General features: G+C 57.4%; 24 protein-coding genes and 5 pseudogenes. 13 read left to right on the forward strand and 16 right to left on the reverse strand.

Annotated features, from left to right (window positions below):
* Nucleotides 1-65: 65 nt before the first annotated feature.
* Both FYB92_RS14525 and FYB92_RS14530 read right to left on the reverse strand, forming a co-directional pair.
* Nucleotides 66-206 (reverse strand): annotated as a pseudogene (locus FYB92_RS14525) (conjugal transfer protein TraF); the annotation flags it as partial.
* 279 nt (nt 207-485) lie between these two features.
* Nucleotides 486-653, reverse strand: a pseudogene (locus FYB92_RS14530) (DUF736 domain-containing protein); the annotation flags it as partial.
* A 74-nt stretch (nt 654-727) separates the two neighbouring features.
* On the opposite strand from FYB92_RS14530, the pseudogene FYB92_RS14535 reads away from it, so the two are divergent.
* Nucleotides 728-1,432 (forward strand): annotated as a pseudogene (locus FYB92_RS14535) (IS5-like element IS1031C family transposase); the annotation flags it as partial.
* On the opposite strand, the pseudogene FYB92_RS14540 reads toward FYB92_RS14535, so the two are convergent.
* Nucleotides 1,432-2,289: pseudogene (locus FYB92_RS14540) on the reverse strand (replication initiator protein A); the annotation flags it as partial. The pseudogenes FYB92_RS14535 and FYB92_RS14540 sit on opposite strands and share 1 nt — an antisense overlap.
* A complete protein-coding gene (locus FYB92_RS14545) occupies nt 2,290-2,559 on the reverse strand; it encodes a DNA-binding protein (protein ID WP_332828865.1) in 270 nt (89 codons plus the stop codon).
* A gap of 194 nt (nt 2,560-2,753) precedes the next feature.
* Between FYB92_RS14545 and FYB92_RS14550 the strand changes: the two genes are divergently transcribed.
* Nucleotides 2,754-3,662 carry a hypothetical protein gene (locus tag FYB92_RS14550; RefSeq protein WP_332828866.1) on the forward strand — a complete coding sequence of 303 codons (909 nt, stop codon included), beginning with the start codon at nt 2,754-2,756 and terminating at the stop codon, nt 3,660-3,662.
* A gap of 100 nt (nt 3,663-3,762) precedes the next feature.
* Here the strand turns inward: FYB92_RS14550 and FYB92_RS14555 are convergent, their stop codons facing one another.
* The 4 genes from FYB92_RS14555 to FYB92_RS14565 all read right to left on the reverse strand — a co-directional run bounded on the left by FYB92_RS14555 (nt 3,763) and on the right by FYB92_RS14565 (nt 6,118).
* Nucleotides 3,763-4,287, reverse strand: coding sequence for a DUF2285 domain-containing protein (locus FYB92_RS14555; protein ID WP_408887731.1), 525 nt, complete (start codon nt 4,285-4,287; stop codon nt 3,763-3,765).
* A gap of 10 nt (nt 4,288-4,297) precedes the next feature.
* The gene (locus FYB92_RS15510; RefSeq protein WP_075632038.1) at nt 4,298-4,552 is read right to left on the reverse strand and encodes a transcriptional regulator domain-containing protein; all 255 of its coding nucleotides are present in this window, start codon (nt 4,550-4,552) and stop codon (nt 4,298-4,300) included.
* 43 nt (nt 4,553-4,595) lie between these two features.
* A complete protein-coding gene (locus tag FYB92_RS14560) occupies nt 4,596-5,189 on the reverse strand; it encodes a DNA methyltransferase (RefSeq protein WP_332828867.1) in 594 nt (197 codons plus the stop codon).
* A 203-nt stretch (nt 5,190-5,392) separates the two neighbouring features.
* Nucleotides 5,393-6,118, reverse strand: coding sequence for a DUF2726 domain-containing protein (locus tag FYB92_RS14565; protein ID WP_332828868.1), 726 nt, complete (start codon nt 6,116-6,118; stop codon nt 5,393-5,395).
* Between the two features lie 128 nt (nt 6,119-6,246).
* Here FYB92_RS14565 and FYB92_RS14570 point away from each other — a divergent pair, with 128 nt between their 5' ends.
* The 5 genes from FYB92_RS14570 to FYB92_RS14590 all read left to right on the forward strand — a co-directional run bounded on the left by FYB92_RS14570 (nt 6,247) and on the right by FYB92_RS14590 (nt 10,305).
* Nucleotides 6,247-6,456 (forward strand): hypothetical protein, encoded by a 210-nt coding sequence (locus tag FYB92_RS14570; protein WP_332828869.1) that lies wholly within the window; start codon nt 6,247-6,249, stop codon nt 6,454-6,456.
* A gap of 100 nt (nt 6,457-6,556) precedes the next feature.
* Nucleotides 6,557-6,880 (forward strand): type II toxin-antitoxin system HigB family toxin, encoded by a 324-nt coding sequence (locus tag FYB92_RS14575; protein WP_048851140.1) that lies wholly within the window; start codon nt 6,557-6,559, stop codon nt 6,878-6,880.
* A complete protein-coding gene (locus FYB92_RS14580; protein ID WP_332828870.1) occupies nt 6,870-7,250 on the forward strand; it encodes a helix-turn-helix domain-containing protein in 381 nt (126 codons plus the stop codon). The genes FYB92_RS14575 and FYB92_RS14580 overlap by 11 nt, the downstream gene beginning before the upstream one ends.
* A gap of 14 nt (nt 7,251-7,264) precedes the next feature.
* Nucleotides 7,265-8,962 carry a recombinase family protein gene (locus FYB92_RS14585; protein ID WP_332828871.1) on the forward strand — a complete coding sequence of 566 codons (1,698 nt, stop codon included), beginning with the start codon at nt 7,265-7,267 and terminating at the stop codon, nt 8,960-8,962.
* Between the two features lie 176 nt (nt 8,963-9,138).
* Nucleotides 9,139-10,305, forward strand: coding sequence for a site-specific integrase (locus FYB92_RS14590; RefSeq protein WP_332828872.1), 1,167 nt, complete (start codon nt 9,139-9,141; stop codon nt 10,303-10,305).
* Between the two features lie 49 nt (nt 10,306-10,354).
* Here the strand turns inward: FYB92_RS14590 and FYB92_RS14595 are convergent, their stop codons facing one another.
* The gene (locus FYB92_RS14595; RefSeq protein WP_332828873.1) at nt 10,355-11,467 is read right to left on the reverse strand and encodes a Fic family protein; all 1,113 of its coding nucleotides are present in this window, start codon (nt 11,465-11,467) and stop codon (nt 10,355-10,357) included.
* A gap of 410 nt (nt 11,468-11,877) precedes the next feature.
* On the opposite strand from FYB92_RS14595, the gene FYB92_RS14600 reads away from it, so the two are divergent.
* The 6 genes and pseudogenes from FYB92_RS14600 to FYB92_RS14620 all read left to right on the forward strand — a co-directional run bounded on the left by FYB92_RS14600 (nt 11,878) and on the right by FYB92_RS14620 (nt 18,994).
* Nucleotides 11,878-13,260, forward strand: coding sequence for a metallophosphoesterase (locus FYB92_RS14600; protein WP_332828874.1), 1,383 nt, complete (start codon nt 11,878-11,880; stop codon nt 13,258-13,260).
* Nucleotides 13,257-14,288, forward strand: a complete 1,032-nt coding sequence (locus FYB92_RS14605; protein ID WP_332828875.1) for a GTPase-associated system all-helical protein GASH — start codon at nt 13,257-13,259, stop codon at nt 14,286-14,288. The genes FYB92_RS14600 and FYB92_RS14605 overlap by 4 nt, the downstream gene beginning before the upstream one ends.
* Entirely contained in the window at nt 14,288-15,331 is a 1,044-nt protein-coding gene (locus FYB92_RS14610; protein WP_332828876.1) for a TRAFAC clade GTPase domain-containing protein, read from the forward strand. The genes FYB92_RS14605 and FYB92_RS14610 overlap by 1 nt, the downstream gene beginning before the upstream one ends.
* Nucleotides 15,328-16,365 carry a hypothetical protein gene (locus FYB92_RS14615; RefSeq protein WP_332828877.1) on the forward strand — a complete coding sequence of 346 codons (1,038 nt, stop codon included), beginning with the start codon at nt 15,328-15,330 and terminating at the stop codon, nt 16,363-16,365. Before FYB92_RS14610 ends, FYB92_RS14615 begins: the two co-directional genes overlap by 4 nt.
* Nucleotides 16,366-16,372: 7 nt before the next feature.
* Nucleotides 16,373-16,666, forward strand: a pseudogene (locus FYB92_RS15515) (hypothetical protein); the annotation flags it as partial.
* Between the two features lie 51 nt (nt 16,667-16,717).
* The gene (locus FYB92_RS14620) at nt 16,718-18,994 is read left to right on the forward strand and encodes a hypothetical protein (protein ID WP_332828878.1); all 2,277 of its coding nucleotides are present in this window, start codon (nt 16,718-16,720) and stop codon (nt 18,992-18,994) included.
* A 208-nt stretch (nt 18,995-19,202) separates the two neighbouring features.
* Here FYB92_RS14620 and FYB92_RS14625 read toward each other — a convergent pair whose 3' ends face one another.
* The 7 genes from FYB92_RS14625 to trbL all read right to left on the reverse strand — a co-directional run bounded on the left by FYB92_RS14625 (nt 19,203) and on the right by trbL (nt 24,539).
* Nucleotides 19,203-19,499, reverse strand: a complete 297-nt coding sequence (locus tag FYB92_RS14625) for a type II toxin-antitoxin system RelE/ParE family toxin (RefSeq protein ID WP_332828879.1) — start codon at nt 19,497-19,499, stop codon at nt 19,203-19,205.
* Nucleotides 19,480-19,749 (reverse strand): type II toxin-antitoxin system RelB/DinJ family antitoxin, encoded by a 270-nt coding sequence (locus FYB92_RS14630; protein ID WP_332828880.1) that lies wholly within the window; start codon nt 19,747-19,749, stop codon nt 19,480-19,482. Before FYB92_RS14630 ends, FYB92_RS14625 begins: the two co-directional genes overlap by 20 nt.
* 228 nt (nt 19,750-19,977) lie before the next feature.
* Nucleotides 19,978-20,265, reverse strand: a complete 288-nt coding sequence (locus FYB92_RS14635; protein ID WP_332828881.1) for a DUF2274 domain-containing protein — start codon at nt 20,263-20,265, stop codon at nt 19,978-19,980.
* Nucleotides 20,262-21,470 (reverse strand): TrbI/VirB10 family protein, encoded by a 1,209-nt coding sequence (locus FYB92_RS14640; RefSeq protein ID WP_332828882.1) that lies wholly within the window; start codon nt 21,468-21,470, stop codon nt 20,262-20,264. Before FYB92_RS14640 ends, FYB92_RS14635 begins: the two co-directional genes overlap by 4 nt.
* Nucleotides 21,467-22,468 carry a P-type conjugative transfer protein TrbG gene (gene trbG, locus FYB92_RS14645; RefSeq protein WP_332828883.1) on the reverse strand — a complete coding sequence of 334 codons (1,002 nt, stop codon included), beginning with the start codon at nt 22,466-22,468 and terminating at the stop codon, nt 21,467-21,469. Before trbG ends, FYB92_RS14640 begins: the two co-directional genes overlap by 4 nt.
* On the reverse strand, nt 22,465-23,148 hold the full coding sequence (gene trbF, locus FYB92_RS14650) for a conjugal transfer protein TrbF (protein WP_332828884.1): 684 nt from the start codon (nt 23,146-23,148) through the stop codon (nt 22,465-22,467). Before trbF ends, trbG begins: the two co-directional genes overlap by 4 nt.
* 5 nt (nt 23,149-23,153) lie before the next feature.
* Nucleotides 23,154-24,539 (reverse strand): P-type conjugative transfer protein TrbL, encoded by a 1,386-nt coding sequence (trbL, locus tag FYB92_RS14655; RefSeq protein WP_332828885.1) that lies wholly within the window; start codon nt 24,537-24,539, stop codon nt 23,154-23,156.
* Nucleotides 24,540-24,544: the final 5 nt, after the last annotated feature.

Below are 24,544 nucleotides of genomic sequence, written 5' to 3' on the forward strand. Positions count from 1 at the left end.
GTAATTCAAGATGAAGACAGGCGAAGGAGGCCAGCCTTCATGCCGAGAGCCTCCTCACAACGCCATGCTTTGCCGAGCACCATGCCATCGACGGTGACAGCAGCGCCGATCCGGCAGACCAATTGCCCTGATAGTGCCGCGACCGGCTTGAGCAACGGCACACCGAGCGGCAGATAGCCACCGCGCGCCAGCATTCGGGCGATGTCGGCAATTCCCACACCCCCGGCCCGCGCTCCGTGGCAAGACCCATGTCGCCGAGCTTGCGGAGTCGTCGCAGGCGCAGCGTACGATCCGCCTGGCCATGCAGATCATCAGGTTCATGGCGCACATAAAGAAAGCGGTCCTCCGCCTCCGCGAGCATCGCCCGATCGATCCGGGTAAAACGATCCTGGTCGATTTCGGCGACCAGCTTGCGGCGTTGCTCGATCTCGGTGAAAAGGCCGAGTTCCAGCGTCACCAGTTCACTCGCCCGTTCGCGGATGCCGTTGCGGCAGGAGCGGATCGTCGATCAACAGGGCAACGTAATCGCCAGCCCGCTCGCCCGTGCGTTTCCAGCCGGCACCGATCTCCGGACCATCCTCGTCATCGCGATGGATGCGATAATCCGGGGCGCTGTCGGAGTTCGATTTCTCGGCCGGCACGATGACGATCTCAGAGCCTGATCCGAAAGTTTTTGAACAATACCAGCATGTTGTGATTCATCCGTCTTTGCGAAGAGATGGAGTGAATGGTGGCATGGACTGGTATTGCCCGACACGAACATAGCCGGGAGGGATTGCGATATCCATCGGATATGACGGATGCGGAGTGGGCTTTGATTATGCCGTTCGTGCCCCCGGCGAAACGAGGCGGACGGCCTCGCACGGCGGATATGCGCGAGGTTGTAAACGCGATACTCTATATCGCCTCGGGTGGGTGTGCGTGGCGTCTGCTGCCGAAATGCTTTCCACCGGTCTCGACCGTCAGGCGCTACTTTTACGCATGGCGTGATGCCGGACTGTTCGAAGCGATGAACACAGTACTGGTCATGAACCTGCGGGAGATCGAAGGGCGTAAGGCCTCCCCGAGCGCGGGCGTGATTGATAGCCAGTCGGTGAAAACCACGGAAAGTGGGGGAATTTCCGGTTATGACGCTGGAAAGAAGGTCAAAGGTCGCAAGCGCCATATTCTGACGGATACCTGCGGCTTCCTGATCTTCCTCCTTGTTCATGCCGCTGACATTCAGGATCGTGACGGGGCTGTCGATGTCCTGGCGGCAATACGCAAACACTTTCCATGGCTTCGCCACATCTTCGCCGATGGCGGCTATGCCGGTAATAAACTGCGATCCACGCTCGCTAGCATGGGAAAATGGACGGTCGAAATCATCAGGCGATCAGACACAGCCAGAGGCTTTAAAATCCTGCCTCGCCGCTGGGTGGTCGAACGAACATCCACAGGCACTGTGGATAAGTTGACGGGACGAATATGCAGCAGGTTTCGCCTCCCCTCGCGCCGGATCGCGAGGCGATAACCGGGAAGCGACTGGCGGCCGACGATGCGCCGCAGGTCGAGCGCGAAATCGGAGACACGCGCCAGACTGCCGGATTTTTCATGGAGATGCGCGATCTCGAACAGCCAGCCCTGCGGCTGGTGCCCGGCATGTTTGCGGGCGACGCGGTAGAGCCAGCGTTCGATACCACCGGTCAGACGGAAATAGGCCGGGTCGATGGTCAGGACCAGTGACCGGTCGATGACGCCGCGATAGAACCAGTCCGGCAGGACGCACTCCATGCCCTCGACACGGCCTTCACGGGTCGTCCGTTCCTCCCATTCATTGATCCAGGAAAACTGGTGGCGACGCCAATGTTCGCCGTTACGGATGGTGGTGCGGATAACGGTCGATTGCAGCCGGGCGAATGCGGCCTTGAGCAACCGGTAGTCCCGTGCACCCGTGGCACGGCCAACGGCGGTCAGAAGCTGGTAGGGGGTGAAGCGCAAGAAGCGGGACGTCCTGAGACCACCGTTCTCGGCCTCGACAATCTGCGAGGCGGCCCAGATCAGCACATCCGCGTCCCAGATCGTCGCCATGCCGTGCTCGGCCAAGCCGTGAATCTCGACCCGCTGGCCACCGGCCTGATAAAGGATCGGCGCGACCCGCTTTACCTTGGAAAGCGAGAAGAACGGGCGCTCCATGAGGTCGCGCTGATCGCGGGGACTGGCATCGCCACCCGCGATCACGAAGGGATCGAGGCGGAGCCGCTCGCTCTCGCGCGCATGCTGGCCGCGCTGCGGCATGACGCCGGCCATTCAGAGGGTCGCCTTCTCGGCCGGGGTCAGTGGACGGGCTGGAAAGACCCGGCAGGGTGTCTCGTCGGTCGTGGAGCGACGGATACCATTCTCGACCCAGCCCTGAAGATCTGGGAGCGCATAGACGATGCGGCCGCCGATCTTCCGGTAGGTCGGGCCGGTGCCGTAGGTGCGATGTTTTTCCAGTGTACGGATGGAAATGCCGAGGAATCGCGCCGCATCGAGCGTGCGCAGGAAACGAGGCGGCAACCCCGTCTTGGGATCGAGCATGATCGGGCCTCCGGTTGGGTTCGGCGGCTGTCGGTGACAACAGCGGGCCATGGCGAACCGTGGCGGAAGATCGGCGGTCTGGAGAGTGCCGCAATCAGCATAGATTGATTTCGGCACTCAAGTGATGAATATTTATTCCAAGCGGCCGATGGAAAAGTTAAGAACAATTATCGAATAATGAAGAGGAAAGTTCAGTGGAAAATCACAAAGGAAAAGAGGCACATAAAGGGAAATGTGCTTTGTGCGATGCTGAAAATATTGAATTAAAAAAGTCTCATTTTATTCCAAAATTTGTATACGACTGGCTGAAATCCACATCAAAGACTGGCTATATTAGAGGATCTGACGATGTCAATGCTAGACTCCAAGACGGACCAAAAGACTATCTCTTATGCGGTAAGTGTGAGGGAGAACTATCCACAATGGAAAAAGAGGTAGCAGATAACCTTTTTAAAAAATTGGCTAATTACCGCAGCCAACCAAGCACTATCATAATCACAGAATCGATGCGTGTTGGAATTTTATCTATATTTTGGCGCGCTCTATTAATTATGCGCAACAAAGAAAACAATAGAACCGAAGAAGACAATGCAGCATATGACTCTTTATTATTTTCACTAAAAAATCAAATAAACAACAAAAAATGCAATACAATAATTTATTTTACTCCATTCATAAAAACGCCTCCATACTATGGATTACCTTCTGAATATACATATAATTTGGAGCGCAGCGTTGGTGGACAAGATATTAGATTTTATGATGAACCACACAGATTTTTTGCTACATTCAAATTGCCATTTGTTTATTTTTATATTTTTAGTAGCGGATGGGAAGAGAGTGAAATAAAAAAATCCACAGAACTAAACGAAGGCGAGATTACACTAGATAGCATTATTGATATTCCTGACACTCTACGAAATTATATCAAACACATGCATGAACAGTTTGAACAAGCGCGAACACAAATGAGCCAGAAAAATCTTGATAAAATAGAGAAAGATATGAAAAAAAATACAAAAATTACAGGTTCTGATAAATCAATGTCACGGATGATTGGACCAGACATCCAAAAACAAAATTCCAGCGAAAAAGAAAAATAATTTATTTAAAATAATGACTATTCCTCCGAATACATTACAATTCCGTATGAGAAAATTTCTCCTATTCATTTTGGAAAAATAGATCCATAATGTGAAAACTTTATTCGAAATACAGCCGGATTGGGTAGTACAAAAGGTCACGATAACCCCCGCGAACATAATACCGACCATCAGCAACGAGGCGCCGGACCTGGTTCTTGCGAGGGTCGCTATCCCAATCCGCTTTTCTGCCTCGAAACCCAAGCAGAACTTCGGCGAGCTTGCGATAGCTCGCGCCTTCCACTCGGCCATCAAGTGCACGCAATATTAGGATGTGCCGATCCCGTGTCTGTTTTGGGAAATCGTGAGCCCATCTGCCTTCAGGTCGGCCAACCAGCGCACGCCATAAACGCAGCAGAGCCTCCGCGCGGAGCTCCAGAAACTTATCAAGCGGCAGAATCACGACATAGGAAGCAGGCCCATTCGGCGGATGCGTCGAAACCCAGACCTGGTGAGCCGACGTGCCGGACCGCCAGAAACCGTGCCAGGCATCACCATCATCCAGCCGCGAGGCGAGGTCCGGCAATTCCGCGAGGTTAATTGGCATGACGGTCGGATTATCTGCGTCAGTAAGAGCCTCGCGCAATTCGATGACGTCAGGCGAGAGTTCCGGTATCCAGAAAACAGGCGTGCGGCCGGCAGGCTTTGCCGGATCGACAGGGAAATCGCAAACCCCAACGTTTGGAAAAGGCAGTGCTGCTCCCTGGCTTCGTAGCCCGAAGCGTTTTCGTTCGCTGGAACGCGCGACGATATTCGTCGTCACGTCGAAGATATTCCCAGGCCATGCCGGCAGCAGCAATGTCTTTTGCGTGTTCGTAAGCGGCCGGCGACTGCCAATCTGATATCGGCATCGCGTTACCCTTCTTCTTGTGCCTGCTTCTGGCAGCAGGACAATCAGGATGCGCAATGGGAAGATTTTGTGCAGACTGTGTTTGGAGATATGTCGATCTCGTAACGCGATCGCACGATGTTATGGCGTTCGTCCGCGCCTGCCAGCAGCGCCGCCACCGGCTTTTGCGTCGGGTGCAGTTTGTTCCCGGAATACGGCATGTCGATCACATCCGGCACCGGCTGACCGGGCCGCTTTACGTTCCCTTTCGCCAACAGATAGGCACTTTCATGCTCGTAGCGCAGAAAACCAGAAGATGAGGCGTAGGACTTGCGGAACACGATATGCCCGACCATGCGGAACCCGGCGGCTTTCCAGGCGTCGGCAAACAGGTCGATCTTATTCCATCCGTAAAAACTGACGGCGAGACCGCCCCATTTTAGGACACGGTGCATCTGATTCACCGCAGGCCGGAGCCAGCGCGCATTGTCGTCATTGCGGACCTTCCGTCCGTCTCGTCCCTGATAGTTCACCAGATAAGGCGGATCGGTCAGAATGAAATCCACTGAATTGCGCGGCATCTGTCGCATCAGCCCTAAGCTGTCGCCGTTGAGAATGGTATTGCGGAAATCGGTCGCCGTGTTGGTGTTACCGGTCATGGTCTTTGCCCTTTGTTCCGCGAGGAACAGCCCCCGCTGTTCCTCTGCCTCGCGGCGAGCAGCGGGGTAGCAACGGCAAGGGCGACCGGTGGGGAGGGGTCTCTCCCGGTCTGCACGGAGCGCAGCGCAGGAAGATCGGGGACACCCCATCGGGCGGCGTCAGCGCGCTGACGCGAACCCTTGCCGGCGCGAGGGCGGAGCCCTTAGCCTATTTTTACCTTGAGAGCCGACCCGGCTGCCTCGGAAATGGCAGCCATGATTTGAGGTTTGGCCATCTTTTCGGGAATTTCGAGCAGCGGAATACCGGCCTTCTGCAAGGCCAGACGCTTCACCGCCATGCGGTCATCAGCATCGCCGGACAGGTCGTGGCCTGTGCCATGATATTCGATCACCAATACTGGCAGCCCATAGCGATCAATCAGCAGGAAATCGACACGCTTGCCGCTATAGGAACTGAAAGCCTGCTTCTGACGCGGATCTTGCGGATCGTACGTCGTTCTGATGAACCCGCCCATCGAAACCTCGAAAGCGAAACGCCAGTCGGGCTGATATGTCCTGATCCACTCGTCGAGCGCGTAGAGCACCTGCACAGCCTCTTTATTGACGGGACGGACGGCCCGCAGACTGCACTGATTGATGAAGTGTAGCTGATTTTGCGTGTTGGACAGGTCGTTGTCCTGAAAATATTGCCGTCGACGCTCTGCCTCCTTCTTCTGGTCGGCGGCCTGTGTTTCCAGCGTAGCAATCCGACGGTGCAAAGACGAAACTTCTGTATCGCGTCCAGAGATCTGACGATCCAGTGTCTGAAGTCGGGCATTCCTCTCGGCAATCTGCTGCCCGGCCTGTGCCAGGTCGGCCATCGCACGACGATCTCGAATATAGAATCCGATGGCATATCCAATCGCCAGAAGAATGATCACCTTTTCCACTTCCGTCCTGCCTCCCTTTTCTGCGCGATCACCGCCGATTACCGCATCGATCGGCGCGTGGTCTTCTCAAATCCCCTTGTTCTGCCCTTCATCGTTTCTGTCGCCCCATGACCCGGAAGGTGGACAGGATGGCACGCAGACCCGACAAGATCAGGATTGAGGTGTTCGACCCCGCCAGTGAAGCGGAAACGGCCGAAGAGGCATTCCGCCCGTCCGATGACGCCATCCGCTCCCTCGCCCGCCTGATCGGGCGTCAGATGGCCCGCGAGCAGTTCGAGCGTGCCCGTGCGCTGGAGCGGAAACAGTCCCGGCAGAACCGATCCAGCCCCGTGCGGTAGCCTTCCCTCCCCGACGGCATTTTCCCGGCAAACGCCCCCTCGCCGGGCTGTCGTGCATTTTTCTTGTGACCATTATGGTCCCGTGATATAAGGTCAGTCAATGAGGATCATCGCCCGTCGCACGCTGAGGGAGTTCGTCGACAGTCTGGCAGGCCAGAAGGACCAGCCAGCCGTGAAGGCGGCGCTGGACGCCTGGTTCGCCGAAGTCGGCAGGGCCGCCTGGACGAGCACTGCCGATGTGAAGCGGCTCTATGCCACGGCCAGCATCGTCAGCGCCGAGCGGATCGTCTTCAACATCAAGGGCAACGCCTATCGCCTGGTCGTGGCGGTCGATTTCGAGAAGAGCATCGTCTGGATCAAATGGATCGGCACACACAAGGCGTATGACAGGATCGACGTGACGGAGGTGGAACATGACGGCTGATCTGAAACCCATCCGCAACGAAGCGGATTATGACGCGGCACTCGACGAAGTCGGCCGGCTGTGGGGTGCGAAGAGCGGCACGCCGGACGGAGACCGCCTCGATGTGCTGGCGACACTGATCGACGCCTATGAGGCGAAACACCATCCGATCGACCCGCCCGATCCGGTCGAGGCGATCCGCTTCCGCATGGAGCAGCAGGGCCTGAGCCGCAAGGATCTGGAGCCGATGATTGGCCCGCGCAACCGGGTGGCGGATGTGCTGAACCGCAAGCGCGGCCTGTCGATCGACATGATCCGCCAGTTGCACGACGGCCTCGGCATCTCGGCCGAGGTGCTTATCCGGCCCAGCCGGATGGACAAGGTCGCCTGACAGGAAACACCGCCATGACCCGCGTCGCCCTGTATGCCCGTTACTCTTCTGACCACCAGCGTGAGGCGTCGATCGACGATCAGTTCCGCATCTGCCGCGAACACGCCAGGCGCGAGAAGTGGAAAGTGGTCGGCGCCTATAAGGACGCGGGTATCTCCGGCGCCAGCATGATCCTGCGTCCCGGCATCCAGACCCTGTTGCAGGATGCCCAGGCCGGACGGTTCGATATCGTGCTCGCCGAAGCACTGGACCGCATCTCGCGCGACCAGGCCGATGTCGCCACCCTGTTCAAGCACCTGAAATTCGCCGGCGTACCGATCGTCACTCTGGCCGAGGGCGAGATCAGCGAACTGCATGTCGGCCTCAAGGGGACGATGAACGCGCTGTTCCTCAAAGACTTGGCCGCCAAGACCCATCGCGGGCTGCGCGGTCGGGTCGAGGACGGCAAATCGGGTGGTGGCCTATGCTATGGCTATCGCGTCGTCCGCCAGTTCGACGCCAAAGGCGAACAGATCCGTGGCGACCGTGAGATCGATGCCCATCAGGCAGAGATCATCCGCCGCATCTTCCGCGACTTCGCCGCCGGCATCGGCCCACGCGCCATTGCCAAAACTTTAAACGATCAGGGCGTCGCCGGCCCCGAGGGCAAGTTGTGGAGCGACACGACCATCCGGGGCCATGTGAAGCGCGGCACGGGCATCATCAACAACGAACTGTATATCGGTCGGCTTGTCTGGAACCGGCAGCGCTATGTGAAAGACCCGTCCACCGGCAAGCGCGTCTCGCGTCTGAATCCGGAATCAGAATGGGTGGTGACAGAGGTTCCCGATCTGCGGATCGTCGATAATGCGCTCTGGCAGGCGACCAAGACCCGTCAGAGCCAGATCGCCGAGAAATACGTCAACGTCACCGAGGCGGTGCGGGCGCATCACAAGCGCAACCAACTCAACGGCACACGTCGCCCGAAATCCCTGCTATCGGGTCTGCTGTTCTGCGGCCTGTGCGGTGGCCCCTACGCTCTGCGAGGTTCCGACCGTTTCGCCTGCTCATCCCACGTCACCAATGGCTCCTGCACCAACAGCCGGACGATCCCCCGCTCTGATCTGGAACGCCGGGTGCTCTCCGGTCTCAAGGACCGGATGATGGCCCCCGAGATCGCGGCCGAGGCGATGCGCGCCTATGCCGAGGAGACCAATCGGCTCAACCGCGAGCATCGCTCCAATGCCGATGTCTGGCAGGTGGAACAGGTGAAGGTCGAGAAACAGATCCGGGGCATCATCGAAGCCATCAAAGAGGGCATGTTCCATCCCAGCATGAAAGCAGAGATGGACACGCTCGAAACGCGCAAGGCGGAACTGGCATCACTGCTCTCCGACGTTCCTGACGCAGTGCCGGACCTGCTGCCAAATGCTTCGGCCGTCTATGCCCGCAAGGTCGGCCGCCTGACCGACGCCCTCAACAGCCCCGAGGAACGGCTGGAAGCCGCCGAGGCGCTGCGGGCACTGATCGAGAAAGTCGTCCTCACTCCCGGCCCGAACCGGGGCGAGATCGACGCGATGCTGTATGGAGAACTGGGGACGATCCTGAACTGGATCGAACGGCAAGCCATTGGAAAGGCTAAAAAAAGAAACACTCCCGGAGCGATGCTCACGGGAGTGTCGGTATCAGTGGTTGCGGGGGCAGGATTTGAACCTGCGGCCTTCAGGTTATGAGAAAGATTTTTTAGCCTACGCTGGCCAGCGCCCGTGCCGACAGAATAGCGCTGGACCACGAAAACCCTTTGTTTTTCCTTGAAAAATGACCCCGTCGGGATACGTCATTCGTTCACCGACTACGCTCGGTTGCGCTCTCATCTGTTTCCTATGTGTTTCCTGCGGTGGAGGCGAGAATGGCCCGGCTCAACAAGAAAACCGTCACGGCGGCGACGCCCGAAGCAAAAGATTATTTCCTGTGGGACGACAGCATCCCGGCCTTTGCGGTCCGGGTCTGGCCATCGGGCCGCAAGGTCTACGTCATTCACTACCGCTCTGGCGGGAGGCTGCGGCGTTACACGATTGGCCAGCATGGCAGCCCGTGGACGGCAGATCTCGCCCGTGATGAAGCCATCAGGATCCTCGCGCGGGTCCATACTGGAGAAAATCCGGCGGACAAACGGTCCGATGATCGCAAGGCCATGACTGTCGCGAGTTTCTCCAGGCGCTTTCTCGACGAATATGTCGATGTCCACCTGAAACCCAGAACACGGGGAGAATACAGGCGCTCGGTGGAACTGTTCATTGTCCCGAAATTCGGAAGCTGGCGGATGGCCGACCTCTCACGGGCTGAAGTCGTCGAATTCCACGGCAGCTTCCGCCATATCCCCTATCAGGCCAACCGGACGCTGGGCGTTCTGTCAAAGATATTCAGCCTTGCCGATCTGTGGGGCATCCGTCAGGACGGCGTAAATCCATGCCGGGGCGTCAAACGCTATCGGGAGGAAAGACGTGAGCGTTTCCTTACCAGAGAAGAGTATGCCCGCCTGGGCAACAGCCTCGACGAGGCCACCGAAGATATGCCCGAAGCGGCACGAGCCATCCGTCTGCTTGCCCTCACGGGGTGCCGGTTGCGGGAAATCCAGACGCTCCAGTGGACGCATGTCTGGCTGAATGAAGCCGAACTGCGCCTCCCCGACAGCAAAACCGGAGCGAAGACTGTCCAGTTGGGCACGGCGGCGGTTGATGTCCTGAAGGCCACCCCTCGCCTGCCCGACAATCCCTATGTCATCACCGGACGCAAGGCTGGCGAATATCTCACTGACCTGCAAAAGCCGTGGCGTCGTATCCGCAAGGCGGCAGGCCTGGATGGCGTCAGGCTCCATGATCTCCGTCATTCCTTTGCATCGGATGCCCTGGAGATGGGAGCGGACCTGACAATGATCGGCCGGATGTTGGGTCATAGCGACATCAAGACTACCTCCCGCTACGCCCATCTGAAGCGGGAAAATGTCAAACGCTCGACGGATCAGGTCGCCCAGCGCATTTCATCCGCGCTTACCGACGCAAGGACACAGGCCTGAATGCCGATGATACCCAATCAAGGGTCTGTCCGTCAGCATCGACCCCTGTTCATGTCTCGGGAACAACCAGCACATAGCTGGTGCTTCTTCCTCCTGCAGCCTCCCTGGCCAGAATATTGCGCGATACAAGATCATTGATATCACGCAGGGCGGTATCCGGTGACGTCTTTGCAAGCTTCGCCCATTTGGATGAGGTCAGCTTGCCCTCAAACCCGTCCAGCAGGCGGTTCAGCATGAGGCGTTGCCGGTCATTGATCGATTGTCCGGCCAGATTGTCCCAGAACCGGCCCTTCTGAATGACTTTTCCCAGGACCAGCTCAGCGCGATCAAAGGCGCGATCCAGAGCCCCCAGAAACCAGTGAAGCCAGGACGTGATGTCCATATCCCCCTTCTGGGTAGCCTCAAGGATTGCGTAATAATCCTTCCGCTCCTGACGGATCTGGGCCGACAGGCTGTAAAAACGCTGCTCTGTCTGTTCCGAACGCGCCAGCATGAGGTCACCGATGGCCCGTGCCATGCGCCCGTTTCCATCCTCAAACGGATGAATGGTAACAAACCACAAATGTGCGATGGCTGCCTTCAGCACAGGATCCAGCGCTTGCCCGGCATTGCACCAGTTGAGGAAGACCTGCATCTCTGCGGGCACCCTGCTGGCTGTCGGCGCCTCATAATGAACCTTCTCCCGTCCGACAGGGCCTGACACGACCTGCATCGGGCCGGTTCTGTCATCGCGCCACTCTCCGACCAGAATGCGTGACATGCCGTTTCGGCCAGTGGGAAACAAAGCCGCATGCCAGGCGAACAGCCTATCTTCGGTCAGCGGATCGGCATAATGCCGGGTCGCATCCAGCATCATCTCCACAACGCCTTCGACATCCCGATCCACCGGTGCCAGTGCGCCAATATCCATCCCCAGTCGCCGGGCAATGGAAGAACGCACCTGATCACGATCGAGGTTTTCACCCTCGATCTCGCTCGACTTGATGACATCTTCCGTCAGGGTCTGGAGCACAGCTTCCGACCTGAAATCGAAGCCGAGGCTTTCCATACGGCCCAAGAGGCGTCCCTGCCGATGACGCACCGCGGCTAGTTCATGGGCAATGGTATCCTTGTCCCACTGGAAGCCGGGCCAGTCTTCATACTGATGAATGTATCGCGCCATATTCCCTGCACTCCTTGCGGGGAATATGGCGCTTAATCACCGCAAACCGCAAGGCTATATCCGCATGATATGCGGTGAATATGTTTTATTCACGCATAACAAAAAAAAACGCACAGACAACGCCATCACTAGCTCAAACAACCAGACAGAAGAGCCTCGCTTGCTTCTTTCCACCCCTCATAGAATTCCATGAACCTCCCATAAATCCGAGGCAGTTCAGATCACTCCAACGATGTGGGGATGGTCGAGTATACGAGTTGTAGCTCCTCCGTAGAAGCTAGAATTTCTCTTTTCCTGTGAAGCCCAGAGCTTGTTTGAGAGTGGTTGCCACTAGTGCCAATTGGCTATGTATTCTATATTCTTGATTCTTGTAGTCACGGCCAAGAGCTTGACGGGCCGAAGGGGGCGGATTGAAAGCGGTTTTCGTTCATCTTTCGGACATTCATTTTGGACAGGAACGGGACGGCGGCAGGGACGCTCTCAACGCGGATGCGAAGCAGCAGTTGATTGCCGATGCCGGCATCGAAATCAGCAAGCTCGGTGTCAAAGCGACAGGCGTGATCGTGACAGGTGACATCGCATATTCTGCTCAGGATCATCAATACGCGATGGCTGGCAAATGGCTCGCCGAACTGACTTCAGCGATTGGATGTGATCAGACGGACGTGCAGTTGGTGCCAGGCAACCACGATATTGACCGTAAGAAGATCACCAACTCAATCGAGAGCGTCCTCTATTCTATTCGGGAAGGTGGCGACCGGTGGTTGGATATGCATCTCGACAGCCCGCAAGACTGCGACCGACTCTACGACCGCTTTGATGCCTACAAGGGTTTCGCTCTCGACTATAGATGCGAACTCGATCTGAACGGAGGGATATCAACCAGCGCCAAATTGGAACTCGCAGAAGGACGCGCTATCCGCTTCGTTAGGCTAAACACGGCCCTTATCTGCTCAAGCAGCGATGACGAAGGAAAGTTGATTCTTGGTGCGCGGCAGCGGATACTACCGACTGAAGATGGTGTCGAAATCGTCGTTCTTGCACACCATCCGCTGAACTGGTTTCAGGACTCCGATAAGGCACGCGGTTTCCTGCGTGGTCGAGCCCGCGTTTTTATATCTGGTCACGAGCACTTCCCTAGCCTCGATGTGGTTAGGGTAGAGGATGGATGCGACCTGATGATGTTGGCAGCCGGCGCCACAGCGCCCGACGAGATCAATGGCCCCTTCACTTACAAGTATAATATTTTAACCTTTGAGTGGGATGAAGCCCAAGACGCCCTAGCCGTCACAATAAATCCTCGGACCTGGAATGCAGAAATGGCCCGGTTCGAGCGCGACGACGTGTTCATGGAAGGGCATGCGGAGCGGCAGGTTCTCGCATCCCCGTTCTTCAGAAAGGCCCCGAAGCCACCGAATATCGATCCTGCAAAACTGTCCGTGCCCGAACTCATCGAAGAGTCCAGCGAAGAGACCATACAGACGGACATGAACGAGGAAAGCGGGATTGTCCTCATTTCGGAGCAACTCGCTACTATCGAAGCGACACCGCCGTCCGAGCCCCAACCAACGCAGGATATTCGTGATCTTCAGATTCGTTTCTTTCAGGAGCTTTCGGAGGCTCAAAGAGGAGCCGCTTTCATCGCGTTTGGCGTTGTCACCCAGCTTAAGGGACGTATTGACCACGGCATGGAACGGCGGCTTTTCCGACGCGCCGTAAGACAGGGGAAGGCAGACGACATTGAGCAGATGCTCAATGCAGCCAAGACAGAAAAGGGTGGCGCTACCTTATGACGAGTATCATGGCGAAGTACGCATACATTTTCTGGGGTAATCCGGCCGATGGTGATGTTCAGGCTCGCAATCAAGCGGTCGAAGCACTATCAGCATATCTCGCAGCCCTGCCGTGCCGGCAGGCAATCAATATCGCAGCCGCCATTACCCGAAGTTTTTCCGGTGAAGCACTTGCAGCAAATCTGGCAGCCAAAGTGGAGGACGCCATCGTTGCTCACGCCGCGGCTTTCGTTCTCAGAGAAAACGAGCAGCAAGGGGTGGTTTGCCTCGCAGTCTCCGCACTCAAACTGGTTCGTGCACCATTAGCAGATGATTCTGGCTGGACGGCCGCTGACGCCATAGCTGCTTCACTCTGGTCCGCGCTCGCGCTGCAGGATCAGGTCGAGCACGGGAAGATGGAGGAACTACGACAGGACCTCATGACGGCCTGCCGCGATCGCGTCCGCGCTGTTGCTAAGGAAGCACGACGGCGACACTCTATACCTGATGTCGGCCTCCTGACGATTTCCGAAACAGATCCGGCGGGGAGCAAAGCGAACACTGCTCTCCGACGCGCTATCAAACCGGTGATCAAGGCGGTGAAGGAGAATCAAGATCTTGACCGCGAGGAACTCGACATCCTCTGGTGGTTGATGGGCGATTACAGCGAACTCCTCGACTGCCCACTTGAAGAACAAGAGCCATTTTGCCGTGCCATAGCCACTGGCCTCGAGGGAGCTACGATGCTTCGGCGCTTGCCAAGCGATGGTCTTCGCTACGCCATACTCCGTTGCATCGAGAAGTCCGAAGCTCTGACGCTTGCCGAATTGATGGCCGAACTGAAGACAGAACGGGCAGAGCTCGGCAAAGTTCACATCGGAAGTTGGGCGGCAACTGATCTGACCGTGTTTCCGCTAATTTCCGCACTCGCGACGACCGGCAACATAGCGGCATCGTCCGTGAAACTCGATGCTCGTGGCTGGGGTGCACGCGCATTGCTTGAAGGCGCAATCGTCGCCATGGAGGGCCGTGTCAGCGGCGCTAGATAATGCGCGGTCCCTGTCAGAGCACAACATGCACCTTCAACGCCACAAAGAAGTGCGTCCTTGGCAACGCACCGGATGAATGCGAGAATCGTCCACTCATTGATGAGGGAACAGAAGAAGACGCCTTGCAGGACGATAAAGGCGAGCCGTTGGACGTCTCGCCTCCCCTCAGCGCCGGAGTGTTGGGCGGCCCGGTCTTAGAAGCTTCCAACGACGAGTTAGAAACGCTTCCAGCTAGTCGGACAATGGGGCTGCCGCAACTCAATACTATGATGGAGAGCAGACCTACTTGTTTGGTCGGGATTGTCGGCCTATCGGGAGCCGGCAAGACGGCCGTGCTCGTGAGCGCTTACCTTCTCCTTTCGAAGGGGATGCTTGAGGGCTTCTCCTATGCCGACAGCGCCACCCTCCGGGCATTCGAAGAGATTTCCCGTGCGACGCGCTCTTGGCGGAAGGGGGATCCGCCTGAGCACATCACAAATCACACGACCCTTACCGACAGCAGGGAGGCAGGCTTCCTTCATCTACGGCTTCGCCGGGACACGGACGATCGTATCTTCGACATCCTGCTGCCGGATCTACCGGGTGAGTGGTCGCGTGCACTAATCGGACGCAAGGACGCGGCGCGTCTCGAGTTCCTCAGGTCGGCGAACGTTATTTGGCTGATGGTTGATGGACGACAGTTCGCAAATACAGGACGTGTGGCTTACGCACGTTATCGTGCAAGATTACTCATTGAACGACTGGCCGATCTACTCGGGAGCCACCGTCCGCAGCTCCTCATTGTGCCAACATGGCAGGACAAAGCAGCCTTCCCTGAGGATGAGGTAATTGGTCTGCAGCAGCACGGTCGGAACTTTGGATTCGAGGTGGATGTCGCTCCTATCGCTTCGTTTTCCTGGAATGATGATATGAATCCTGGACAAGGCATCGCCAGCCTATTCAGTCGTTCGCTTGCAGCCCGACCGGCGCCTCCCGACTTCTGGCCGGAGACAAGACCCGACTCTGACGACAGGAAGATCGCGGCATTCAGGAGGCGTCCATGAGCGGTTCGATCATACTTGTCGGAGGTCCTGCTTCTGGAAAGACGAATTATATTGCCCGACTCTGGCTCGCATTCCTTGCCCGGAAGGGACGGCTTCGCGCAGAACAACTGCCAGAGAACATTGAGTACGTCGACGATGCGGTCCGTCATCTCCTCGCCCGCAAATTTGCCCCACGATCAGATCGCAGCTTAGAGGATGGGGCTCGACGGGACCTCGTAGTCACGGTACGAAGCCGGGAAGGCGCAGGCCCCGAGCGGGATCTCACCGTACCAGACATCACAGGAGAATTATGGCGGCGAGCCGTTAAGACATACGAGCTACCACAGGACTGGATCAATTCGCTCAAAGCTTCGTCAGCCGCTATCCTCTTCGTCCGCGCGCACTCGAAACTCAATCTCCAGCCAATGGATTGGGTAACAGCGCGCGATCACTTTCAAGACCATGATGAAAATGACGAGGACCAAGAGCCGGACGACGATGACTATGGCGACGATGAGGACGAGAATGGAAACCCGAAGGCCGTAGTCGAGGGAAAAGTCGCGCCTGCGGTTATCCCGACGCCGGACAAAGAGCAAGCCAGCGCACAGGACGCTCCTGAGCTTAGCGAGGAATCCGAGGAGATCGCGATTATGAAAGACGGCCTGCCCGCGCAGGTCAGCTTCTGCGAACTTCTTCGCTACCTGTCGCTTCTGCTGACTGACCGTCCGGACGGAGGCAAGCCCCGCGTCGCCATCGTGGTGACAGCGTGGGACATGCTTGACGCAACGGCAAGGGGGGCCGGGCCCATGCGTTACCTACAGGACCAGTTTCCTATGTTCGCCGGGCGTATTCGCGCGCCAGACCGGCTCGAGATCGAAACCTTTGGTATGTCAATCGTCGGTGGCAACCTCCGCGGCGATGCGAACAAGGCTTTCCGAAATTCGCTGAAAGGGAAAGATCTGTCAGAAGAAGGCTATACAGTAACCGTTCGAGACGGCGCGGTCGTCGAAGACAAAGACGTGACGCTCCCGCTCGCCTGGGCACTGGGCGACTGAGGACACGATGATCATCGAACAGCAGCTTCACGGATATCAGCATGGACACGAACTCCTGTCTGCGACTATTCGGCTGTCATCTATTGATCAGGACCTTGTCGACCGACTGTCAGACGTGGCGGGGCCCTTGGCTCCTGGAGAAAGATTTTGTCCTTATCTGACGTGCTATCCGCTTCCGAGCGGTTCCCACTATGTGGTGGCGCGAACGTGGCAGGACAAAGAGGCACCTAGAGCTGGCTGCGTGAGGACGCGCTCACTACTAGTTCCAATGGCGGCCTGGGCGACATTTTCAGAACCAGCAGCCATAGTAACCCTAGCAACCGAGGCCGGACCAACCGCCAAATCGAAAAGGATGACGATTGACCCCGGTCCATCGGACACGCTCCCCCCCGTGGAAACGGCGGGGGTCGAACTTTTGGAAGCCTTATTTCTAGAAGATTCGGCACCCATCGCCGTGTTCGGTGCTCGATCTCCGGAGGCGATCGCCCTTCGTATCATGACGGCCTTGTGGCCATCGATGCGAAAACGCTTCGCTATCTCCACATACTGCAACTCGCCTCGCACGATCTCGAAGCAAAGCTTTGACCTTGTTTTTGCACCTGTCGATGCGCGACCGCGCTTCTCGGATTGGAAAGGACGCAGGGTAGATGGCACACGAACAAACGAACCCCGCCATCGCTGGTCCTCGCGGATAGTCGACAAAGTGTTCAGGTCTCCGCAACCATCGTTAATGGCGCTCGATGTGTTTGGGGAGATGGCCGATGATGAACATGGCAATGAGGACGCACTACGCCTCTCACTTCTGTGGGAGGAACTGAGTTGGAAGGTAGACGCCGAACCGCATGCCGCCCTCGGTTTACTTGACATCGCCAACACACGACCAAAACGGCGGGAAGCTCTGGTCGAATCCCTCTCGACTGTGTTGGCAACAGCAGCAAGGAACGCGGTCCTCGCTATGCCGCCTGCACAAAGCTGGCGTTTTCTACAGGTCCTTATTGTCAAGCTGGGACAGACGAACTGGCCCTTGTCACTTTCCCATGCGCTCCGCTCATCAATCGTCTCTCTGGCGAGGCTCCAGCCTACAGAGGCCATTATGACTCTAACGACGCCACTTATGGAACAGGTTGGCAGTTTTCTTATGAGTGGGATAGCAGAAGGACTAGCGGAAGCGAAGCCATTCGAGATGGTAGGAAAAGGCCTCTTAACGCTCTCAGAACCATGCCTTCTTAAGCTAATTCTAGCAGATCGCCACCTCGCAGCATTAGCCTTAGGGGAAGACTTCGGCATCGAACCGAAGCTACTGTCTGCCATTAAGAAGGCTGGGCCGTCTGAAAATTTCAACGCTCGTTGTCGCTTGCTTGAACTTCTGGTTGCAAATCGTCACTCTGACTTGCTTAGCCTTTTTCTTTCCGGTTCTTCTGGAGAGACGGTGATTACCCAAGCGAAGCGGCTTGGGGAGACCAACCGGTTCGAGCAGGCTGCGCTCAATGTTGTCGTCGTAAAGGCAGCCCGTAACGCCGGCGTCATGCTGGATGTGAGAAAAATCGTAGCAGCAACCAAACGTTCTCCTGCTGCGGACAAGATGCTACGCGACCTCCTTGATGCAACTTCCGCAGACGTCGACTGGATACTAGACGAACTCGACTGTATAGACGGGCGCAAGCAAGTCCTAGTCAGGGATGTGCTCGGCAACGCGTCAGATAACCAGCTTAGATTGATCATTGACCGCCCTCGTGTCCTTGAGAAGATCGTGGACGTCTTAGATGTAAACGCTGGGCATGCCGAATTGCTGGCACGCATTGCCAAGACGGTGCCGCTGGAACCGACCATACTGCTTCAGCTAACGATGCAAATCCTACCGAAAGCTTCGGGTCGCCAGAAAAGCTCTTTAGCTGCACATACCGTGGAGAATATCATCAGGTTCGATTTCGGTCCGGAGCGTGACATGCGCGTCGCGAAACTCCTCGATAGTGTAGAAGGAAAGTTTGATGCGGCACGGGCGATCGCTTTGGCCGCAGCGCCAGATGTCGGGATGGCATTGGCGAGCCGCAATCTAGTCCTGTTCGACAGGTCTTCTCTAGCGACAAGAGGAACGTTCCTAAAGGTGCCTGAGAAGTTAGCGGATGCCATAATAAGACGGCAAACCTTTGATCTGTCGTACGAGGCAAGCGAGGCAGTAGGACGGTTGCTGTGGGATTCCTCGCCAATCGATAACCGGGATTTCCTATGCGCGGCAGCGAAATTACTGCCGTTTGCGATGAATAACCGTGGCGCACACGCGTCGCCAATCATAGCTGCCACTTTCCCATCAGTTTACCGTGCACTTCAGCATGAGAGCCTTCCTGATTTCCTCTCGTTTGTATTCCAATTTCTCGACTGGGATCGATGTAAAGTCGCGCGGAAAGAGCTCGCCGAGGCCTTTCTTAAATCAAAGTGGAGGCCACGCGACATCGCACTTGCGGCAGCTAGGGCTGGCGATACTGAAAGGATTCTGCGTCGTATCGCCAAGGATGATAGCGGGCGAGCGGCGATCGCAGTGGTTGCGAAGGAGATTGGAACGATACCGCCCCCTTGGAGACATCAGATCAGTCAAGCGATCGAGAAGATATCTAAGGACGAGAGCCGTTGAAACTGGATATCTTACGCTGGTGATATTGGAAAAACCGAATTCTGAAGCAGAATGGTTCCTCAATATCATGAAGGATATATAAAATTCGACTATGCTCCGCGTTTTTATGACGCATGCATCCTCAAAGTGGCATCACTAGATAAATTACCAACTTGCGTTCTATACATAAAAACCCAGCAGTAAATACTACTGGGTTTTCCGTTTAATATTATTTGTTAAATCGATCTGATGCTGTTTTGAAGACTTGTTTTCGCTCTCGTTTTCCTATGGCGATAACCAGTATTGTCATTTCTGTATCGCTAACATGGTAAACGGCGCGTATTCCAGAACTTCTGAGCTTGATTTCATAACATCCAGCCAAATTACCACTGAGGGCTAAGCTGGGAACATGAGGATTATCTTGTAATCTAATGAGACGTTTAACAATCTGATTGTTTTGGGTCTTGGGAAGTGCGGCCAATTCTTTTTTGGCCGCATCCAACATATCAACGGAGTAAGGACTCAAGGCTAATATTCCTATGAACCTTGCCCGGCTTCTTCAATCGTTCCCGGACAAGAGCGTAAAACTCAGCATCCTCATCGGATACCGTCAGCCGTTTTATCGGCAACTTTTTTTCCCTCACGACGTATTCGAGGATATCTCGAAAGAAGTCGCTTGGCGTAGTTCCAAGTTCTTTTAAAGTGGCATATGCATTTTCCTTCAGTTCGGTGTTAATTTTCAGATTAACCTGAGAAATTGTGTTTGCAGCGTTCATGATGTTTCCTTGCCTCCTGTATTAAATACAGAAAACAATTCGAGTATATGAGAGACATATCGTTGATTCAAACGAACCAACTAAGATGCTATTCCCATTTTTAAATGGGCATATTTTTGCAGACTGTTGTCAGTCTTATGTGTGCAGGCGTTAGAGGAACGGGAAAACTGTTCTCCTTATCTGTTTCGCACTCTGTGATATACCTTTTTGGTACCTTTTGTAAAGCTGTTATTGCTCCCGTGGTGGATGTAGGTATGGAATGTGAAGCCCTTCCGTCGCTGATGCTGGCTTTCTGCCCCGCCGCTGTTTCTGGAAAGCCCGATCAGTCTCCATGAAACGCCCGACCATGAGCGGCACCAGCCTGGCCGCATCGGGGATGGCATCTGGCGCCTCACCTGCGTTTCCGGAGACCAGTTCAGCATACAGCAGTAGATCACGATGTATCTCCGCTGGCAGTTCGATCGTCAGCTTGACCGGCCGGCTGTCAGGAATGGTACTGATACGGAGTTTTGTCACGGCACTGCTCCTTCATGCGGATGCCAGGGTTTCAAAACCAGATCGCGATTGACGATCAGCGTGAACGGCAGGCCGGGCCGGTCAGTCAGCGTGGGCTGCACATCCATGCTTCGGTCGATCAGGCGGTTTCCCACCATGGAAAATCCGTTGCTGGCGCCGCTGCGGATCGCCTGAAGCAGGTTGTTCTCACCCCATGATGTCCCGGCTTCAGAGCCGACGCTCAGCATGGTCGTCACCAGTGCAGCCCTGAAAAGCAGACCCCAGTGCTGGTCCACCAGATCCTTGAGCCCGGTCTGGCCGATCGCATCGCCGCCCGGGATTCTGTCAAGCACGATACTCTCGCCATCGGGACGGATGAGACGGGTCCAGATCACCTGCGCGCGCTGCTGCCCGAACGAGACGCTGCTGTTATAGGTGCCAAACAGGGTGCTGCCCTGAGGCACAAGCAGGTAGCGTCCGGTCGAACTGTCATAGACGTTCTGCGTCACATGCCCGATCAATTGCCCCGGCAGGTCCGAACTGACTTTCGAGTTGAGCGCGCCCGCGATGACCGTCCCCGCCTGAATAACATATGGGGAAACAGGCAGCGCCAGACGATCCGGGCTGACCGTCACACGATCGGGCTGTCCTGCCAGAAAGGCGCGGTTGCCGGCCTGCCGGTCATTTGTGCCCGCAGGGGCAGACGGAGCGTTATTCCCGGTTGCGAGCGATGCAGGGGCAGACACGCTGTCCTGCCGCCCGGCGTCCTGCGTCTGCACGAACAGCTTGCTGGCGATGGCTGCCTCGACTTCCTGTTCGGCCCGCCGGTCACCCATGCCCGAAACTGGTCCGGTCCTGCCTTCCTGCTGTGCCTTCAGGATCGGTTTTCCCAGGTCACCGGGCAAAGGCGACCCCAGCCTGGGCACGCCAGTATAATCCTTCGGCAGGGCATCAAGCCCATCGGCCGAAGGTCGTGCATCAGAATCCTGCACGGCGGACGCTGGTCCCTGCCGGGCGGAATTCTGCAGCGCGTAGCCCAGCGCCAGACCAATCCCGATCATGCCCGTGCCCGCCAGACCCCAGACAACATAGCGCGACAGACGCACGACACGCGGTCGTTCCGCCCGTAGACGCAGATCGGGCGGCGATGGCGGGACCGCTGGGGATGTAGTTTCTGTGCCGCCCTCCCCTCTTTCGTCCCGGCGGTCTTCCTGCCCGTCCGTCATGTCCGCCGTCCATCGGTGCGGACGATGCGCACCCGCTGCTCGGAGTGTTTGTCGCCCAGGCGCAGTTCGGCGGCAGCGAACAGCCGGTCAACGATCATCCAGTTTTGCCGCACCCGGTAATTGACCAGTTCCGGCCCACCGTCCGCCCCGAGCACAAACAGAGGCGGCAGTTCCCCCTGCCCGATCCCGGCCGGAAAGGCGATATAGACCTTGTGGCCGTCATCGAAGGCCCGACCGGGCAGCCAGGGCGCTGTGGCGCCTTTCACCGGCTGGATGGCATAGCGGAAATTCAGCGTGTTCAGATCCAGTCCCACATCCACGGGGGTGGCATCATCGGCCGCATTGTCCTGCCGATGCAGGGCGATCAGGTCGTCCTCGGGGTAATTCCACGACACCGATGCCATGTAGGTAGCCGGCGTGGAGCGTAGTTCGGCCAGATAGGTTCGCCTGTCGGTGTTGACGATCAGATTGGTGGTCAGGTCCGGCCGCGTCGGCTTGACCAGGAGATGGATACGCTTCGTTACCCCTGCCCCGCTCTCGGTATCACCGATAATCCAGCGCACCGTGTCACCAGCCGCGACAGGCCCGGTGCCGACCAGCTTCTCTCCCTGCTGGAGCATGATGTCGGTGATCTCGCCCGGCGAGGTATAGACCTGATAAAGGGCACCCGGAGAATAAGGATAAACCTGCACCGCGTTGATGAACCCGGCCCGCGTGGGTTGAATGCGTGCCGCCAGATTGGCCTGCGTCACACGCGCTGTGGGGTCAGCGACTTCTGGGGGCGGATGGACCGCACGTCGTGAGGACAACGGCTTGAGTTGCCCCGGCAAGGGAAGCGGTTTCGGGACTTCCACCACCTGCACCGGTTTCGGTGGGTCCGGCAGACGCGTGGCCTGAACAGCGTCATCGTAGCGGATGACGGGCGGATGGTAATGCTGCGCGCATCCGGCCAGGGGCAGGATAAGCAGCGGCAGGACACGAAGAGCGCGACAGATCATTGGCCAAGCTCCTTCGACCAGTTGATGGCGGATACAAAAACACCCAAGGGATTTCTGCGCAGATGATCGGCATCACGTGGCGGGCTGAGTCTGACCGAGGCAATGGCGGTCCAGCGCTCGGTGCCGACAAAAGCCCCGTCGCGGTAATGCCGCTCGACCCAGGCAATCCGGAAACTCGCGGGCGACGCCCGGATGACGGACGACACGTCCAGTTCGACCTGTTCATGCCCGATGCGGGCAAACGGATCGTTCTGACGGGCATAATCGTTGAGCGCCTGAGCACCGGACGTGGTGGTGAAAGCGTAGGCGCGCAGCCAGTCCTGCCGCACCACCACGGGGTCGGAGGATAGGCTGCGGACGTCCTCGATGAACCGGGCCAGATACCAGGCAATCTGCGGATCGGTCGGCACATAGGCGGCTGTCGCAGGCGCCACGACCTGCGCCTCGCCCTGACGGTCTACCTGCACGACCCACGGCGTGATAGTGCCGCGTGCAGACTGCCAGACCAGCCCGGCCCCAAGGCCTGCGGACAGGAACAACGAACCAAAGGCCATCAGCCGCCAGTTGCGGGCCTGCACGCGGGCGGAACCGATGCGTTCATCCCAGATCTGGGCGGCTTTCTGATAGGGGGTAACCGGCTCCGGCGTCGTGCCGTAGCGCACCGTGGAGCGACGGAACATCGTCCTCATTCCTTTTCCGACAGATCAATGGAAGAAGATCCGCCCCCGCCATCGGCGGAGCGGATGACATGGGCGGCCTCGGCGGCATGGGTCGCGGCCTGCCGGCGCTTCATCCCGCGCGCCCAGCGCGGTGGCTCACTGGCGGATGATGCCGACGAGGATGCCCCCGTTCCGCCTCCCGATGCCCCCGTCTCAGTAGCGCCACCACCCGAACCGGTTGTCCGGCCACCGGTCGCGGAAAAGGCCGCCTTGCCGCCCGATGAGAAACTATCTTTCATGGCGCTGGCCGCACTGGCGGCCTTGTTCTTCACAGCGCCTGCGGCCGCAGACCCGGCCGCCCGACCGATGCCGCCCACACCAGCAGCCATCCGGGCACCGGCACTCCCGCCGGCTGCGGTCGCGGACCCGAGCGTGTAAGCCGTGGATGCGGCACCTGCTACGGCGGCCCCTCCCCGCGCGGCCGCTGCCGTGGCGGCCAGGGCTGCCCCACCACCAGAAACAGCCGCGCCGACACCAGCCACGGCAGCAGCCCCCATACCAGCGACGGCCATGCCCGTGCCGACAGCGGCTCCCGCGCCAAGCTGGGGCGCGCCAGCGATCAGCCCGTTGGCCAGGCTGCCCCCGAAAATTGCAAGGCCCACAATGGCCAATGAGGCAATAACCACGGACAGGGCCTGCCCGACCGTAGGCTGCACATCGCCATAGGAGGTGGTGAACTGGCCGAACAGCGTGGCGGCAATGCCGCTGATCACGGCCAGCACCATGATCTTTACGCCCGAGGAGACGACATTGCCCAGCACCTTCTCGGCAAGGAAAGCCGTGCGGTTAAACAGGGCAAACGGGATCAGCACGAACCCTGCCAGCGTGGTCAGCTTGAATTCGATCAGGGCGACAAAGAGCTGCACGGCGAGAATGAAGAATGCCGCCAGCACGATCAGCCAGGACAGGCAGAGCACGAAAATCTGCGCGAAATTGGTAAAGAAAGCGACAGGGCCGAGCAGTTTATGGACTGAGTCCAGAAGAGGCTGTGCCGCATCGAACCCGGTCTGGGCCAGCCGACCGGGCCGCAGGAACTGGTCCAACGACAGCGTGCCCCCGCCCGCTTTCAGGCCAAGGGCGGCGAAACTGTCAAAGACGGTCTTCGACAGGCTAGAAAAATTGCTGATCAGGAAGGAAAAGAACCCGATATAGAGCGTCTTTTTCACCAGCCGCTGAATGACATCCTCGTCCGCCGCCCAGGCCCAGAACAGGCCCGCCAGCGCCATATCCAGCACGGATAGCGATCCAGCGAGCGAAATCATGCTCCCCTTCACCAGACCGAAACCGGTATCGATGGTGGTGGTGAAGGTGTTCAGAAAGGTGTCGATGACGCCGACATCGTTCATGGCCATGGCGG

This window comes from Novacetimonas sp. GS1 (genome assembly GCF_036686925.1).
Taxonomy (GTDB): domain Bacteria; phylum Pseudomonadota; class Alphaproteobacteria; order Acetobacterales; family Acetobacteraceae; genus Novacetimonas; species Novacetimonas hansenii.